We start from the raw sequence: 14962 nt of genomic DNA, 5'->3' as shown, positions 1-14962 counted from the left end.
CGGGTGTCGGCAGCAGTCATCACCGCGAGCGCCAGCATCGTGGTCGCGGTGCTCGTGTTCCTCCTCAACCAGCGCGCCCAGCTCAGGCAGGAGCGCCGCCAAGCCCGCCTGACCAGGATCAACAGCCAACTCAGGGAGCTGTACGGCCCGCTGAACGCCCTGGTCGAGGTCAACGAGCGCATCTGGGAGGCCCTGCGCGCCTCAACCCTGCCCGCCAAGGCGGACCGAACCGCCGACGCGGCCACCGACGACTGGCGCCGCTGGCGCGACCAGGCGCTGAACCCGCTGAACCACCAGATGCGCGACATCATCGTCAACCACGCCGACCTCCTGGCCGAGCCCGAGCTGCCCCCACCCCTGCGCGACTTCTGCGCCCACGTCGCCGCGGTGGAGATCGTCCTGTCCGCCGAGTCCGACGGCGTGCACCAGCCCGCCCTGGTCCGCCACCCCGGAGCGGCCTACGTGACCTACGTGCGCGAGTCGTTCGCCCGCCTCAAGCAGGAACAGCAGCGTCTGCTGAGCACGTCCCCGAGGGTGCGCTGAGGTTGTTCCGACCGCGACCGGCAGGAGGCAGGCCCGCAGACGTCAGGGAAGGGCGGGAACGGTCAGCGGGATGGCCTCGCGGAGGCTGATCCTCGCCCCGCCCAGCTGCCCCTCGTCATTGGCACCCCACGCCAGCGCCGTCCCGTTCGCCAGCACCGCGAACCCGGAGGCGTCCCCGGCCGACACCTCCACCGCGCCCCGAACCCCAGCGATCCGCACCGGCTTCGCCGACCGCCCCGCCGCGAGCCCTCCGAGCTGCGCCCGGTCATTGCGACCCCACGACCACACAGTCCCGTCCGCCCGCAGCGCGTACCGAGCCTCAGCCCCCGCCGCGATCGCCACGACGTCACCCAACCCGGTGACCACCGCGGGCGTCAGCGTCGATCCCCCGAACGACCCGTTCCCCAGCTCCCCGTCCCGGTTGTCCCCCCACGCCCACACCCGCCCCTCCACCAGCGCGTACCCCGTTCCAGCCGACGCCGCGATTCGCTCAACCCCCACCAGCCCCGGCACCTGCGCGGCCGCGTTGATCCCCCGCGACCACACGGTTCCGTCCTGCCGCAGCACGTAGTCCCCAGCCACCCCGACGCCCCCCACCGGGCACTCCGCGCACGACGGCTCGGCCGCGACCACCGGCGCGGCTCCGCTGGGCACGAGCAACGTCGCCGACACCACCGCCGCCGCGGCGATCGCCGCGGCCAGCTTCGGAATGTGGGACACGCAACCCCCAGGGTGAGTTTGGCCCCGGGAGACTACCTCCCGGGTGTCACCCGTTCGTGAGCGCCGTCGCCAGTTCTGTGTTAGTCGGCTCGACCAGCACCGCGCCGTCCGGGAGAACCACCACCGGGATGTTGCGCCTGCCGCCCGCCAGATCGATCGCCGCCGTCCGGGCCTGTTCGTCGTGTTCGACGTCGACCTCGGTGAACGCGACTCCGGCTCTGCGCAGCCACGCCTTCGCTCTGCGGCAGTCGCCGCACCAGTCAGCGCCGTAGAGGATCACGTTGTCCACCCGACCGACGATAACCGCCGGGTAGCCCTGTGTAGGTCCATACCAATTACCAGGTCTAGCCTGGTGCGCCGTGAGCGTGCTCGTGATCTCCGGTACCGGTACCGGCGTCGGCAAGACGGTCGTCACCGCCGCGGTCGCCGCCATCGCGGTCGCCCAGGGCAGGCGGGTCGCGGTGCTCAAACCGGCGCAGACCGGGGTCGCTCCCGAGGAGCCCGGCGACGTCGACGTCGTGGCCGCGCTGGCGGGGGAGATCACCGCCGCCGAGTTGCGCCGCTTCCCCGATCCGCTCGCCCCCGACACCGCCGCCCGCCGGGTCGGCATGCCGCCGGTGCGGCCCTCCGAGGTCGCCGCCGCCGCCTCCGAGCTCGCCCAGACGCACGACCTCGTGCTGATCGAGGGTGCAGGCGGCCTGCTCGTGCGCCTGGACCCCGACGGCGGCACGCTCGCCGACGTCGCCTGGTCGCTCGGCGCGCCGGTGCTCGTCGTCGCCGAGGCGGGCCTGGGCACGCTCAACGCGACCGCGCTGACCGGTGAGGCGCTGCGCACCCGGGGGGTGGCGGGCGCGGGCATCGTCATCGGCTCCTGGCCCGAGGAGCCGGACCTGGCCGCGCGCTGCAACCTCGAAGACCTGCCCTCGGTGGCCAACGCCCCCCTGGTCGGGGCCGTCCCCGCGGGCGCGGGCGTGCTCCCCGCCGCCGAGTTCGCCCAGGTCGCGCGCCGTGCGCTGGCCCCGTCCCTGGGCGGGGAGTTCGACGCCAAGGAGTTCACCGGACGCTTCCCGGCGTGAGAAACATCGCCTGCCCGCGTCAGCGGGATTTGGCAGACTGACGCGCTGAACGCCGTAGGCCGATCGAGGAGGACCACCGTGACGGCAGCCGCCGAGCGCACCACCACCGACGTGCTGTCCGAGGCGCGTGAGCAGGTGCTGGGGCGCGGTGTGGGCCTTGACGAGGCCCAGGTGCTGCGGGTGCTGCGGCTGCCCGACGACCGCATGGAGGAGCTGCTCGCCCTGGCGCACGAGGTGCGCATGAAGTGGTGCGGCCCCGAGGTCGAGGTCGAGGGCATCATCTCCCTCAAGACCGGCGGCTGCCCCGAGGACTGCCACTTCTGCTCGCAGTCCGGCCGCTTCCCGACGCCGGTCCGCTCGGCCTGGCTGGACATCCCCGGCCTGGTCAAGGCCGCCGAGCAGACCCGCGCCACCGGCGCCACCGAGTTCTGCATCGTCGCCGCCGTCCGCGGCCCCGACGCCCGCCTGCTCTCCCAGGTCCGCGACGGCATCAAGGCCATCCGCGAGTCCGGCAACGACATCCAGATCGCCTGCTCGCTCGGCATGCTCACCCAGGAGCAGGTCGACGAGCTGGTCGCCATGGGCGTGCACCGCTACAACCACAACCTGGAGACCGCGCGCTCGCACTTCCCGCAGGTCGTCACCACCCACACCTGGGAAGAGCGCTGGGACACCCTGCGCATGGTGCGCGAGGCGGGCATGGAGGTCTGCTCCGGCGGCATCGTCGGCATGGGCGAGACCGACGAGCAGCGCGCCGAGTTCGCCGTGCAGCTGGCCGAGCTGGACCCGCACGAGGTCCCGATGAACTTCCTCATCCCGCAGCCCGGCACCCCGTACGAGCACTACGAGCCCATCGAGGGCCGCGCTGCCCTGCGCGTCGTCGCCGCCTTCCGGCTCGCCCTGCCCCGCACGATGCTGCGCTTCGCGGGTGGCCGCGAGCTGACCCTGGGCGACCTGGGCGCCGAGCAGGGCATGCTGGGCGGCGTCAACGCGATCATCGTCGGCAACTACCTGACCAACCTGGGCCGCCCCGCCCAGCGCGACCTGGACATGCTGACCGACCTGAAGATGCCCATCAAGGCGCTCAGCGAGAGCCTGTAGCCATGTTCTGCGTGCACTGCGGCAAGCCGCCGTCGGAGGGCTCGCACACCCCGTGCGCGAGCCCCCGCGCGGCCCTGGAGCCCCCCCGCTTCTGCTCGGCCTGCGCCCGCCGCATGGTCGTCCAGGTGACCCCGGTCGGCTGGACCGCCCGGTGCAGCAGGCACGGCGAGATCACTCCCGCGTAGTCTTCCCTGGACGGGAAGGGGCGCGGAGTTGACTCAGCAGCAGGACACCGGTCGTCACCGGGCGGTCGAGCCGTACCTGCCCTGGCCGAGCCCGGAACCCCCGCGCGTGGTGATCAAGAAAGATCTGCTGCCCGCCGTCAGCGTCACCTCGACGGTGGCCCTGTTCGGCATGCTGGTGGGCTGGCTGTGGTCGCGCCTGGCCCCCGAACAGCTCTCAGCGGTGGTGGAGGGCGGCACGTTCGTCCCCCTGCGCAGCGAGAGCTACCACCGCTTCGAGGACCTGGCCCTGTTCCTCCTGCTGTCCCTGGCAGCAGGCCTGATCACCGGCGTCGCGGTCTGGCTGATGCGCGAACGCCGCGGCCCGGTCATGCTCATCGCCGCGACCGGCGGCTCGGCCCTGGCCGCCTGGCTGGCGGCTCAGGTCGGGGTGTCCTGGGCGGAGTCCCGCTTCACCATCGAGAGCACTCCCGCCCTGGGCGACGTCATCGCCTTGGCCCCGCGCCTGGAATCCCCGTGGACGATCCTCGCCTGGCCCCTGGCGACCGCCCTGGTCTACACGGTCGCCGCCGCCTGGAACAACGAAACCGACCTGGGCCGCCGCCTCGGCTGATCAGTTCAGGCTGATCGGCGTGGTGAACTCCGACGGCGGGGCGGGAACGGCGCGCAAGGTCTTCAGCAGGCCGGTCTCCCGGTTCAGGAGTCGCACGACCATGCGCAAGCGGTGCAGAGGCCGGGTCTCCTCCAGCAGCCGCTGCCGATCGTCCATCGTCAACAAGCAGTCCGCCGCGATCACATGCGCCAGCTGGCACACATCGAGATCAGCGTCCGGCTCCGACCAGTCCTCATCCTGCCAAGCCGTCTCGCAGTACCGCCGATGCGCCGCCCGCGCCGTCTCCGACAGCGAGACCACCGACGGTCCAGGCGCCTGGTCGACGTCCGGCAGCCACTCCACCGTCCCGATCAAGTACGGCGCGCTCCGGGCGTCCAGGTCCAAGAGCCGGAACCGTCGACCCCCGGTCGTGATGATGTCGTAGCGTCCGTCCGGCAGCCGCTTGGCCTGGCGGAGCGCGGCCGTGCACCCGACCTCCCGCAGCTGCGACACCGAGGTCACCTCGTGGTCGTTCGCCGGGCGCATCGCCACCACCCCGAACTCGCGGCCGGGGACGGTGCCGGTGACCAGGTCGACGGTCAGCTGGCGGTAGCGGGGCTCGAAGATGTGCAAGGGCAGGCTCGCGCCCGGCAGCAGGACCGCCTGGAGGGGAAACAGCGGAAGCGTCTCGGGCACGCGACAACGCTACGACGTGGGGGCGTCATCCGCCGTTCGTGCTCAGTTGGGCGATGTGCCGGTTCTGCCGGTCGAGGGGGGCTTGAGCACGGCGAACGGGTCGGTTACCACCATTGCGGTCTCGGCAAACCGGAACTGGGCGGCGGGTCGTCCGCCGCTGCGGCCGGGCTTGGTCGTCTCGCCGGTGGCCTCCAGCAGACCGCGCCGAGCGAGGACGCGTTGCAAGTTCGTGGCCGAAACCCGGTATCCGAGAGCAGCTGAGTACAGCTCTCGCAATGCTGAGATCGTGAACACCGGCGGGGCGAGGGCGAAGCCGACGTTGGTGTAGGACATCTTCGCCCGCAGCCGGTCGCGGGCGCGCAGGACGATCGCGCCGTGGTCGAAGGCGGTGCGGGGGAGCGCCTCGACGCCGTGCCAGGCGGTGTCGCCGGGCAGTTCGGGGTCCAGGTGCGAGGGCACCAGGCACAGGAACGCCGTGGCGATCACGCGCGGGGGGCCGGGGACGCGGTCGGGTGCGCTGAAGACCGCCAGCTGCTCGACGTGGCTGACCTGGCGGACGTCCACCTTCTCCGCGAGCTGGCGCCGGATCGAGGCCTCGACGTCCTCATCGATCCCCAGCCTGCCGCCCGGCAGTGACCAACGGTGCGCGTGCGGCTCCCGAGCGCGTTCCCACAGCACCGCGCGCAGTGATCCCTGCCTCACCTGTAGTACCGCGGCCAGAACTTCGTGGTCCTGCGCGTGGTGGGGGGTGGTAGCATCAGCCATGTTTTCGATCCTAAGGCGAAAACCTCGGGAACGGAAACTGGACAACTCGGATGGAGGGCCACATGACCGCCGAACTGCTCGACCTGACCCCCTACGGCGGGGTGGAGGCGGACTCGGCTTGGCGCGACGAGGTGCGCAGGCTCGTCCGCGAGCGCGACGCCGTGCTGCTGGCGCACAACTACCAGCTGCCGGAGATCCAGGACATCGCCGACCACACCGGCGACTCCCTGGCCCTCTCGCGCATCGCGGCCCAGTCGCAGGCCTCGACCATCGTCTTCTGCGGCGTGCACTTCATGGCCGAGACCGCGAAGATCCTCAGCCCGGACAAGACCGTCCTCATCCCGGACGAGCGCGCGGGCTGCTCGCTGGCCGACTCCATCACCGCCGACGAGCTGCGCGCCTGGAAGGCCGAGCACCCGGGCGCGGTCGTCGTCTCCTACGTCAACACCACCGCCGAGGTGAAGGCCGAGACCGACATCTGCTGCACCTCCTCCAACGCCGTCGACGTGGTCGCCTCGATCCCGGCCGACCGCGAGGTGCTGTTCCTGCCCGACCAGTTCCTCGGCGCGCACGTCAAGCGGGTCACCGGGCGGGAGAACCTGCACATCTGGGCGGGCGAGTGCCACGTGCACGCCGGCATCAACGGTCCCGAGCTGGCCGAGCGCGCCGCCGCCAATCCCGAGGCCGACCTCTACATCCACCCCGAGTGCGGCTGCGCCACCTCGGCGCTCTACCTCGCGGGCGAGGGCATCGTCCCCGCCGAGCAGGTCAAGATCCTCTCCACCGGCGACATGGTCGGCCAGGCCAAGGCGAGCCAGGCCAAGACCGTGCTGGTGGCCACCGAGATCGGCATGCTGCACCAGCTGCGCAAGGCCGCCCCCGGAGTGGACTTCCAGGCCGTCAACGACCGCGCCTCCTGCCGCTACATGAAGATGATCACCCCGGCGGCCCTGCTGCGCGGCCTGCGCGAGAACGCCGACGAGGTGCACGTCGACCCCGAGATCGCCGCCCGCGCCCGCGGCGCGGTGCAGCGGATGATCGAGATCGGCCAGCCCGGCGGTGGCGAGTGAGCACCCGCTGGGCGGCGCGCGCCGACCTGGTCGTCGTCGGCACCGGCGTCGCCGGGCTCACCGCGGCGCTGCGCGCCCGTGAGCTGGGACTGCGGGTGCTGGTGGTCACCAAGGCCGCCGCCGTCGACGGGAACACCCGCTGGGCGCAGGGCGGCGTCGCCGTCGTCCTGCCGGGGGAGCACGACGCGGGCGACTCCGTGGAGCGCCACATCGCCGACACCCTCACCGCGGGCGCGGGGCTGTGCGACGAGGCCGCCGTGCGGGCGATCGTCTCCGGCGGCCCGGCCGCGGTGTCGCGGCTGATGGCGCGCGGCGCGGTGTTCGACAGCGCCCCCGACGGCAGGCTGGCCCGCACCCGCGAAGGCGGCCACAGCGCCTTCCGCGTCGTGCACGCCGGCGGCGACGCCACCGGCGCGGAGGTCGAGCGCGCGCTGCTCGCCGCGACCCGCGACGGGCGGATTCCCGTCCTGGAGGACCACGTCGCCGTCGACGCCGTGCGCACCGCGTCCGGCGCGGTGGCCGGGCTTGTCGTGCTGGACGGCTCCGGGGTGCCGGGCGTCCTCGGCGCGCAGGCCGTGCTGCTGGCCTCCGGCGGGCTCGGCCAGCTCTACCAGGCCACCTCCAACCCCGATGTCGCCACCGGCGACGGTGTCGCGCTGGCGCTGCGCGCGGGCGCGCCGGTCGCCGACATCGAGTTCGTGCAGTTCCACCCGACCGTGCTCTACACCGGCGCCGGGGCCCGCGGCCGCTGCCCGCTGGTCACCGAGGCGGTGCGCGGCGAGGGCGCGGTCCTGGTCGACGCGCTCGGCGACCGGGTGATGGCCGGGGTGCACCCGCTGGCCGACCTCGCCCCGCGCGACGTCGTCGCCGCGGCGATCACCCGGCGCCTGTTGTCCGCCCCGGGGGGTGTGGACGACCACGTGTTCCTGGACGCGACGCACCTGCCCGCCGCCGCGTTCGCCGCGCGGTTCCCGACGGTGCACGCCGCCTGCCTCGCCGAAGGCGTCGACCCGGCGGTGTCGCCGATCCCGGTCGCCCCGGCCGCGCACTTCGCCTGCGGCGGCGTCGTAGCCACTGTGGACGGACGCACTCCGGTCGTCGGCCTCTACGCGGCGGGCGAGGTGGCGAGCACGGGCCTGCACGGCGCGAACCGGCTGGCCTCCAACAGCCTGCTGGAAGGTCTGGTCGTCGGCTCGCGCGCCGCCGAGGCCGTCGCCGCCGACATCGCCGCCGGCCTGCTCGCGCGCCCGGCCGCCGACGGCGAGCTGCCCGTCGCCCCGGTCGCCGCGCGGGACTCCCTGCAGCGGGTGATGAGCCGCTACGCGGGCATCGGCCGCGACGCCGAGGGCCTGGCCGTCGTCGGCTCGGTGCTCGATGTGTCCTCTGTGGATCGCCTGCTGGACAGCAGGGCCGCCGTCGAGGACGCCGCGCTCACGGTGGTGGCCCGCGCGCTGATCGCCGCGGCCTCGGCGCGCACCGAGTCGCGCGGCTGCCACGTCCGCACCGACCACCCCGGCCGCGACGAGGTCGCGCGCCGCCTGCACATCAGGACCACCCCCTCCGGCCAGCCGGTGTTGGCGGGCCCGCTGAGCCTGGTAGGAGCGGCATGACCCTCGACAAGGCCGACCTGGACCGCGTCATCACCACCGCCCTGGAGGAAGACCTCCGCTACGGACCCGACGCCACCACCGAGGCCACCGTCCCCGCCGACGCGGTCGCCGTCGCCGAGCTGACCCCGCGCAAGCCCGGCGTCCTCGCGGGCGTCCCGGTCGCCCGCGCGGTGTTCGAGCGCGTCGTGCCCGACCTGTCCGTCCTCTCCGCAGCCGAGGACGGCACCCGAGCGGTGCCGGGACAGCCCGCCCTCGTCGTCCGCGGCTCCACCCGCGCCCTGCTCACCGCCGAGCGCACCGCCCTCAACCTGCTCTGCCACCTCTCCGGCGTCGCGACCGCCACCGCCGCCTGGGTCGAAGCGGTGGCGGGCACCGGCGCGGCCGTGCGCGACTCCCGCAAAACCCTGCCCGGCCTGCGCCTGCTGGAGAAGTACGCCGTCCGGTGCGGGGGCGGCGTCAACCACCGCCTCGGCCTCGGCGACGCGATCCTGATCAAGGACAACCACGTCGTCGCGGCGGGCTCGGTCGCCAAGGCCCTCGCCGCCGCCCGCGCGCACGCGCCGCACCTGCCGTGCGAGGTGGAGGTGGACAGCCTGGAGCAACTGGACGAGGCCCTCGCCGAGAACGCCGAACTGGTCCTGCTGGACAACTTCACCCCCGAGCAGTGCGCCGAGGCCGTGCGCAGGGCCAAGGGCACCGGCACCCGCCTGGAAGCCTCCGGCGGCCTGACCGTCGATGTCGCCCGTGCCTATGCCGAGACCGGCGTCGACTACCTCGCCGTCGGCGGCCTCACACACTCCTCGCCCGCGCTGGACCTGGGGATGGACCTGCGCTGATCGAGTGCGCCGCCGGATCTCACCTCCGCGGCGGGTGCGCAGGGTCCAAGACGGCTTTCGGGGCATTGGCTTCCCGCCTCAGTGGAGCGACCCTTTGTGCGCACGGCGACCGCGCCGCCGCGCCCGCCAGGCACTCGTCGACCACCGAGGTGACCGTGCAGTGCTTCTCCGGCTGCCCGCCGAGGGGGTGGCCGTCCGGCTCAGTTCCGCGAGAGCCGCAGCAGCTCGCCCAAGCCGCGCAGCAGGTCGTCCGGCCGCGGCGAGCGGGCCGGGTCGATGAGCCACTGGAGGGCCAGGCCGTCGCAGGCGGCCAGGACGAAGCTGGCGACCGCCGTGCAGCGGGGGTCCTCCGGGCCGGGGTCGCCGCCGTAGGACGCCGAGACCAGATGGGCGATGCCGGTGCGCAGCTGGTGCTGGAGCTGGGCCAGCTGTTCGCGCAGGGCCGGGTCGCGGTCGGCCTGGGCCAGGGCTTCGACGAAGCTCAGGATCAGGGCGCGCTTGTCGTCCAGGTGGTGCAGGAGGGTGGCCCAGGTCAGGTGCGCGCGCTCGACCGGGGAGGCGTTCGGGTCGGCCATGGCGACCGAGCCGAGCTGGGTCATCCACTCGGCGAAGACCTCGCCGAGGGCGGCGTTCAGCAGCCCGGCCTTGGAGCCGAAGTGGTAGCCGATCGACGCCAGGTTCGTGCCCGACTCGGCGACCAGGTCGCGCGCGGTGATGTGCGCGTAGCCCTTGTCCTGGAGCAGGCGCGTCGCCGCGGTGAGGAGCTGGTCTCGGTGGCCCACCCGGCGGATGGTAGTTGACCCAGCGATCTATACGCTTGTATAAACAACGGGCATGAGCACGCTGCTGAGCGACCTCCCCGAGGGACCCAGGCTGCCGAGAGCGGTCCAGACGGCGCTGTTCATGCGGGCCAGGCACCGCTTCGCCCCGCGCTGGCGGGCCAAGTACGGCCCGGTCTTCACCATGCGGCTGGCGCTCGGGCGCACGGTCGTCGTGGTGACGCGGCCCGAGGACATCCGCGCCGTCTTCGCGGGCCCGCCGGAGGTGTTCCACGCGGGCGAGGGCAACAGCATCCTGGCCCCCGTCATGGGCCGGGATTCGGTGCTGATCCTGGACGAGGACGCCCACCTGCGCTCCCGCAAGCGGCTCATGCCCGCCTTCAACGGCGCCGCGCTGCGCGGCTACGCCGACATGATGCGCGAGCTCGCCGCCAAGGCCGCCGACAGCCTGCCGACCGGCACGCCCTTGCCCATCCACGCCCCGATGAACGCGGTCACCCTGGAGATCATCCTGCGCGTCGTCTTCGGCATGGCCGACGGCGAGCGCCTCACCGCGCTGCGCCCGCGCATCAACAAGGTGGTCGACGTCGGCCCCGTCCAGATCTTCGGCTGGACCTACCCCCAGCTCCAGCGCTTCCCGCCGTGGAAGACCATGCGCAGGCACCTCGCCGCCGCCGACGACCTGCTCAACGCCGAGATCGCCGAGCGCCGCGGCCAGGACCTCACCGGCCGCGACGACGTCCTCTCCCGCCTGCTCGCCGCCGACCCCGACACCCCGGCGAGCCAGCTGCGCGACGACATGATGACCCTGCTCCTGGCAGGCCACGAGACCACCGCGACCGCCCTGGCCTGGTCCTTCCACGAACTCGCCCGCGACCCCGACGCGCAGGCCAGGGCCCGCCAAGCCGCCGACAGCGGCGACGACGAGTACCTGCAGGCCGTCGCCAAGGAGGCCATGCGCCTGCGCCCGGTGATCTACAGCGTCGCCCGCAGGCTGACCGAGCCCACCGAGGTGGCGGGCCGCCTGCTGCCCGCGGGCACGATCGTCACCCCGAGCATCGGGCTGTCCCACGCCGACCCGGACAACTTCGCCGGACCCGCCGAGTTCCGCCCCGAGCGCTTCCTCGGCGCGAGCCCGGAAGCGGGCACCTGGATTCCCTTCGGCGGCGGTGTGCGGCGCTGCATCGGCGCGGGCTTCGCACTGCAGGAATCCGCCGCCGTGCTCCGCGAAGTCCTCACCCGGCACACCATCGCCCCCGGCGGCCCGCGCGAGGACGCCCGCTCCCGCAACATCACCCTCGTGCCCGAGCGCGGCGCGCGGGTCGTGCTGACCCCGCGCTAGGCCGTGTTTCCGATGTGGGGCGCGGCTATCGCGTGCCCCACATCGGAAACACGGCCTAGGTCCGGTCCTGGAGCCGCCGGTTCGCCAGCACCGGGATCGCCTTGCGGACGGCGTCCACCGCGGCCGGGTCGATGTCGGCGATGAGCAGCTGCGGGTCCGGGCCCGCCTGGGCCGTCAGCCGCCCCAGCGGGTCGGCGACCGTGCTGTAGCCGATGCCGGTGGGCGCCGGGCCCTCCAGGCCCGCGTACGCCTGACCGCAGGCCAGCACCCACGACGTGCTGTCCAGCGCCCTGGCCCTGGCCAGCAGCTCCCACTGCTCCCGCTTGCCCTCGCCCGCCCCCCACGACGCCGCCACCAGCACCGCGACCGCGCCCTTGTCGGCCAGCGCCCGGAAAAGCTCGGGGAAGCGGATGTCGTAGCAGGTGGCCACGCCGAAGACGACCCCGTCGACGGTGAAGGTCACCAGCTCATCGCCGGGGGCGACGGTCGAGGATTCGGTGAAGCCGAAGGCGTCGAAGAGGTGGATCTTGTCGTAGCCGACGTGCGTGCCGCCGCCGGTCACCAGCAGCGTGTTGCGCACCCGCCCCGACGGGTCCGGGGTGAACATGCCCGCCACCACCACGACGCCGCACTCCTCGGCGATGGCGCGCACCGCGCTCGCCCACGGTCCCCCGACCGGCTCGGCGACCGGGCCCAGCGGCAGCCCGAAGCGGCGCTGGGCGGCCTCGGGGAACACCACGACCCGCGCGCCCGCCGCCGCCGCGTCGGCCGTCCAGCGGCGCAGCAGCTCCAGGTTCTCGGCCGGGTTCTCGCCGCTGGTGATCTGGCACAGCGCAACGCGCACATCGGCTCCCTATAGTGTCGGTCCCGTGCTTCCCAGGTTGTCCAGGCTGTCAACCCCGCTCGCCGCCATTGTCCTCCTCTCGGCGTGCACGGGGGACCCGCCGCCGCCCGCCTCCGGCGACCCGGAGGGCCGCGCGCTGGTCATCGCCGTCGGCGCCGCGCCGAGGAGCCTGGACCCGCAGACCGGGTACGCCCCGTTCGGGGCCGCCCAGATCTATGACGGCCTCACCGAGCTGAGCCCCACCGGGCCGGTGCCGGTGCTGGCCGCCGCCGTGCCCGAGCCGTCGGCCGACGGGCTCACCTGGACCGTCGAGCTGCGCACCGACGTCTCCTTCCACGACGGGACCGGGTTCGACGCCACCGACGTCGTCGCCGGCTACAAGCCGCTGCTCGGCAAGGGCCGCTACGCCGCGATCGCGAGCGTTGTCCCGGTCGACGCCGCCACCGTCCACTTCGTTCTCTCCCGGCCGGTCCCCGACCTGCCCGAGCTGCTCACCCTCGGCATCGAGCCCAGCACCGCGGCGGGCCCCATCGGCACCGGCCCGTACCGGGTGGCCTCCTTCGAGCCCGGCAAGCGCCTGGTGCTCACCGCCAACACCGGCTACTTCCGCGAGCGGCCCGCCATCGCCGAGGTCACCGTCGAGTTCGTGCCCGACCCGGCCGAGCGCGCCACCCTGCTGCGCGCGGGCGACATCGACGGCGCGCCGCTGCCCGCCGAGCTGGCCGCCGAGTTCGACGGCGCCGACGGCATGACCACGCTCGTGCACCGCGCCGCCGACCTGCGCGCCATCACCCTGCCCGCCGACCACCCCGTCACCGGCGACCCGGCCGTGCGCCTGGCCCTCAACCTGGCCGTCGACCGGCAGGCCATCGTCGAGACCGCGCTCGGCGGCGTCGGCTCGCCGACCTCGCTGCCGGTGCCCGACGTGCAGGCCGAGTTCGTCGAGCCCGCCGCCGCCTTCGCCCACGAGCCGGAGACCGCCGCGTCCGGGCTCACCTCGGCGGGCTGGGTCGCCGGGGCCGACGGCGTGCGCAGCCGCGACGGCGTGCGCGCCGCCTTCACCGTCGGCTACCCGGCGGGCGACCCGGAAGCCGAGGCGCTGGTCACCGCGTTCACCAAGGCCGCTGCCGCCATCGGCGTGGAGGTCACGCCGTCGGCCGACGCCGAGGACGGCCCCCGCTACCGCGCCGTCGGCGACCCCACCGACCCCTCGGCCGCCCTGCGCGCCCTCTTCGGCGACCAGGGCGGGGCCACCGCCGCCGCCCTCAAGGAGGCCGCCGAGGCCACCGACCCGGTCGACCTCGCCGTCGCCCTGCACGCCGCCCAGCGCGCCAACCGCACCAGCCCGGCCGCGGTCGTCCTCGCCCAGGCCGACCACACCTACGTCCACCGCGACTCCTGGACCGGCCACCGCCCCGTCTTCGACGCCCCCGCCCCGGACCACACCTGGGGCGCCTGGTGGAACCTCTCCGCCTGGACGCCCCGATGATCTGGACCCCCGATGATCTGGGCCGCCCGGTGATCTGAGCCCGGGATGAGTGCTCAATCCGGCCGTGAGGTGCTTCAGTAGAGGCATGGGCTTCGATCTCGCTTCGGCGCGCGCCGACACCCCTGCTTGCCTCGACCAGATCTTCCTCGACAGCGCGGGCTCCTCCCTGCCGCCGCAGCCGGTGCTCGACACCGTCATCGCACACCTGCGCCGCGAAGCCGAGATCGGCGGCTACCGCGCGGCCAACGAAGCCGACGTCGACCAGGGCTACCCGCTCTTCGCCGAGCTGCTGGGCTGCGAGCCCGACGAGGTCGCCTTCTCCGACAGCGCCGCCCGCGCCTGGCTCAGTGCCTACGACGCGGTCCCGCTGGGCCCCGGCGACCGGGTCCTGGTCACCGAGGTCGAGTACGCGGGCCAGGCCGCCCCGATGCTGCACACCGCCGCCCGCGTCGGCGCGAGCGTCGAGCTGGTGCCCTCGACCCCGAGCGGCGAGGTCGACGTCGAGGCGCTGCGCGGCATGCTCGACGAGCGCGTCAAGCTGGTCTCACTGGTGCACGTGCCCACCAACGGCGGCCTGGTCAACCCGGTCCGCGAGGTCGCCGACGCCGCGCACGAGGTCGGCGCACTGCTGTTCCTCGACGCCTGCCAGTCCACCGGGCAGGTGCCGGTCTCGGCGCGGGAGACCGGGGCCGACGTCATCTCCGGCACCGGCCGCAAGTGGCTGCGCGGGCCGCGCGGCACCGGCTTCCTCGTCGTCAGGGCCGCGGCGCGGGCGAAGCTGGAGCCCCGGCTGATCGACCTGCACAGCGCCGAGTGGAGCGACCTCGATCAGGTGAAGCTGCGCGACGACGCCCGCGTCTTCGAGCTGTGGGAGTGCTCCGTCGCCGCCCGCCTCGGCCTCTTCGCCGCTGCGCGCTACCTGCTGGACATCGGCGTGGAGACCGTCGCCGCCGAGGTCGCCGCGCGCGCCGAGCGGCTGCGCGCCGGGCTCGCCGAGATCCCCGGCGTGACCGTGCGCGACCTGGGCGGCACCCGCTGCGGCATCGTCACCTTCACCAAGGAAGGCGTGTCCGCCCACCAGCTGCGCGACACGCTGCGCGCCGAGGGCGTCACGGTGACCGTCAGCGACCGCTCGTCCACCCGCTACGACATGACCCGGCGCGGCCTGCACGAGATGGTCCGCGCCTCGCCGCACTACTTCGTCAGCGACGAGCAGATCGACGGCGCGGTCGCGCGGGTCGCGGCCGGGTGACCAGCGACCACCGGCGGCTCGACCGGGGCAGCCGCGCACTACGCTGAACAGGCCAGGAGGAAGGA

At 73.7% G+C, this 14962-nt stretch carries 17 protein-coding genes; 11 read left to right on the top strand and 6 right to left on the bottom strand.

The window, feature by feature from the left end:
* The first annotated feature begins 3 nt into the window (after positions 1 to 3).
* Positions 4 to 543, top strand: a complete 540-nt coding sequence (locus tag ACFPM7_RS19230; protein WP_378249035.1) for a hypothetical protein — start codon at positions 4 to 6, stop codon at positions 541 to 543.
* Between the two features lie 42 nt (positions 544 to 585).
* Here ACFPM7_RS19230 and ACFPM7_RS19225 read toward each other — a convergent pair whose 3' ends face one another.
* Both ACFPM7_RS19225 and ACFPM7_RS19220 read right to left on the bottom strand, forming a co-directional pair.
* A complete protein-coding gene (locus ACFPM7_RS19225) occupies positions 586 to 1263 on the bottom strand; it encodes an RCC1 domain-containing protein (RefSeq protein WP_378249034.1) in 678 nt (225 codons plus the stop codon).
* Positions 1264 to 1309: 46 nt separating this feature from the next.
* Complete coding sequence (locus ACFPM7_RS19220; RefSeq protein WP_378249033.1) at positions 1310 to 1552, bottom strand: glutaredoxin family protein; 243 nt, start codon at positions 1550 to 1552, stop codon at positions 1310 to 1312.
* 70 nt (positions 1553 to 1622) lie between these two features.
* On the opposite strand from ACFPM7_RS19220, the gene bioD reads away from it, so the two are divergent.
* The 4 genes from bioD (at position 1623) to ACFPM7_RS19200 (ending at position 4235) form a co-directional block, all read left to right on the top strand.
* On the top strand, positions 1623 to 2339 hold the full coding sequence (bioD, locus tag ACFPM7_RS19215) for a dethiobiotin synthase (RefSeq protein WP_378249032.1): 717 nt from the start codon (positions 1623 to 1625) through the stop codon (positions 2337 to 2339).
* Between the two features lie 78 nt (positions 2340 to 2417).
* Positions 2418 to 3440, top strand: a complete 1023-nt coding sequence (gene bioB / locus ACFPM7_RS19210) for a biotin synthase BioB (protein WP_378249031.1) — start codon at positions 2418 to 2420, stop codon at positions 3438 to 3440.
* A gap of 2 nt (positions 3441 to 3442) precedes the next feature.
* Positions 3443 to 3625, top strand: coding sequence for a biotin synthase auxiliary protein BsaP (gene bsaP, locus ACFPM7_RS19205; RefSeq protein ID WP_378249030.1), 183 nt, complete (start codon positions 3443 to 3445; stop codon positions 3623 to 3625).
* Between the two features lie 28 nt (positions 3626 to 3653).
* Positions 3654 to 4235 carry a DUF2567 domain-containing protein gene (locus ACFPM7_RS19200; RefSeq protein ID WP_378249029.1) on the top strand — a complete coding sequence of 194 codons (582 nt, stop codon included), beginning with the start codon at positions 3654 to 3656 and terminating at the stop codon, positions 4233 to 4235.
* On the opposite strand, the gene ACFPM7_RS19195 is transcribed toward ACFPM7_RS19200, so the two are convergent.
* Both ACFPM7_RS19195 and ACFPM7_RS19190 read right to left on the bottom strand, forming a co-directional pair.
* Positions 4236 to 4910 (bottom strand): LON peptidase substrate-binding domain-containing protein, encoded by a 675-nt coding sequence (locus ACFPM7_RS19195; protein ID WP_378249028.1) that lies wholly within the window; start codon positions 4908 to 4910, stop codon positions 4236 to 4238.
* A 42-nt stretch (positions 4911 to 4952) separates the two neighbouring features.
* A complete protein-coding gene (locus ACFPM7_RS19190) occupies positions 4953 to 5675 on the bottom strand; it encodes an NUDIX hydrolase (protein WP_378249027.1) in 723 nt (240 codons plus the stop codon).
* Between the two features lie 62 nt (positions 5676 to 5737).
* Between ACFPM7_RS19190 and nadA the strand changes: the two genes are divergently transcribed.
* Genes nadA through nadC form a run of 3 tightly spaced genes read left to right on the top strand, consistent with a single transcriptional unit; the run spans position 5738 to position 9191 of the window.
* A complete protein-coding gene (gene nadA / locus ACFPM7_RS19185; protein ID WP_378249026.1) occupies positions 5738 to 6745 on the top strand; it encodes a quinolinate synthase NadA in 1008 nt (335 codons plus the stop codon).
* Positions 6742 to 8355 carry an L-aspartate oxidase gene (locus ACFPM7_RS19180; protein ID WP_378249025.1) on the top strand — a complete coding sequence of 538 codons (1614 nt, stop codon included), beginning with the start codon at positions 6742 to 6744 and terminating at the stop codon, positions 8353 to 8355. Before nadA ends, ACFPM7_RS19180 begins: the two co-directional genes overlap by 4 nt.
* On the top strand, positions 8352 to 9191 hold the full coding sequence (nadC, locus tag ACFPM7_RS19175) for a carboxylating nicotinate-nucleotide diphosphorylase (protein ID WP_378249024.1): 840 nt from the start codon (positions 8352 to 8354) through the stop codon (positions 9189 to 9191). Before ACFPM7_RS19180 ends, nadC begins: the two co-directional genes overlap by 4 nt.
* 200 nt (positions 9192 to 9391) lie before the next feature.
* Here the strand turns inward: nadC and ACFPM7_RS19170 are convergent, their stop codons facing one another.
* Positions 9392 to 9973 carry a TetR/AcrR family transcriptional regulator gene (locus ACFPM7_RS19170; RefSeq protein ID WP_378249023.1) on the bottom strand — a complete coding sequence of 194 codons (582 nt, stop codon included), beginning with the start codon at positions 9971 to 9973 and terminating at the stop codon, positions 9392 to 9394.
* A gap of 52 nt (positions 9974 to 10025) precedes the next feature.
* Here ACFPM7_RS19170 and ACFPM7_RS19165 point away from each other — a divergent pair, with 52 nt between their 5' ends.
* The gene (locus ACFPM7_RS19165) at positions 10026 to 11312 is read left to right on the top strand and encodes a cytochrome P450 (RefSeq protein WP_378249022.1); all 1287 of its coding nucleotides are present in this window, start codon (positions 10026 to 10028) and stop codon (positions 11310 to 11312) included.
* A gap of 55 nt (positions 11313 to 11367) precedes the next feature.
* On the opposite strand, the gene ACFPM7_RS19160 is transcribed toward ACFPM7_RS19165, so the two are convergent.
* Positions 11368 to 12156, bottom strand: coding sequence for a carbon-nitrogen hydrolase family protein (locus tag ACFPM7_RS19160; RefSeq protein WP_378249021.1), 789 nt, complete (start codon positions 12154 to 12156; stop codon positions 11368 to 11370).
* Between the two features lie 37 nt (positions 12157 to 12193).
* Between ACFPM7_RS19160 and ACFPM7_RS19155 the strand changes: the two genes are divergently transcribed.
* Together ACFPM7_RS19155 and ACFPM7_RS19150 are read left to right on the top strand one after the other, a co-directional pair.
* Positions 12194 to 13645: an ABC transporter substrate-binding protein gene (locus tag ACFPM7_RS19155; protein ID WP_378249020.1), complete on the top strand. Its 1452-nt coding sequence runs from the start codon at positions 12194 to 12196 to the stop codon at positions 13643 to 13645.
* Positions 13646 to 13730: 85 nt separating this feature from the next.
* Positions 13731 to 14897, top strand: coding sequence for an aminotransferase class V-fold PLP-dependent enzyme (locus ACFPM7_RS19150; protein ID WP_378249019.1), 1167 nt, complete (start codon positions 13731 to 13733; stop codon positions 14895 to 14897).
* Positions 14898 to 14962: the final 65 nt, after the last annotated feature.

The organism is Actinokineospora guangxiensis (genome assembly GCF_042657845.1).
In the GTDB taxonomy this organism is placed as follows: Bacteria; Actinomycetota; Actinomycetes; order Mycobacteriales; family Pseudonocardiaceae; genus Actinokineospora; species Actinokineospora guangxiensis.
This window is presented reverse-complemented; position numbering and strand designations above follow the sequence as displayed.

What these genes read in the sequence shown, in the direction of transcription:
- nadC (WP_378249024.1), top strand. Translation starts at nt 8,352, where the DNA reads ATGACCCTCGACAAGGCCGACCTGGACCGCGTCATCACCACCGCCCTG.
- nadA (WP_378249026.1), top strand. Translation starts at nt 5,738, where the DNA reads ATGACCGCCGAACTGCTCGACCTGACCCCCTACGGCGGGGTGGAGGCG.
- bsaP (WP_378249030.1), top strand. Translation starts at nt 3,443, where the DNA reads ATGTTCTGCGTGCACTGCGGCAAGCCGCCGTCGGAGGGCTCGCACACC.
- ACFPM7_RS19150 (WP_378249019.1), top strand. Translation starts at nt 13,731, where the DNA reads ATGGGCTTCGATCTCGCTTCGGCGCGCGCCGACACCCCTGCTTGCCTC.
- ACFPM7_RS19190 (WP_378249027.1), bottom strand. Translation starts at nt 5,675, where the DNA reads ATGGCTGATGCTACCACCCCCCACCACGCGCAGGACCACGAAGTTCTG.
- ACFPM7_RS19165 (WP_378249022.1), top strand. Translation starts at nt 10,026, where the DNA reads ATGAGCACGCTGCTGAGCGACCTCCCCGAGGGACCCAGGCTGCCGAGA.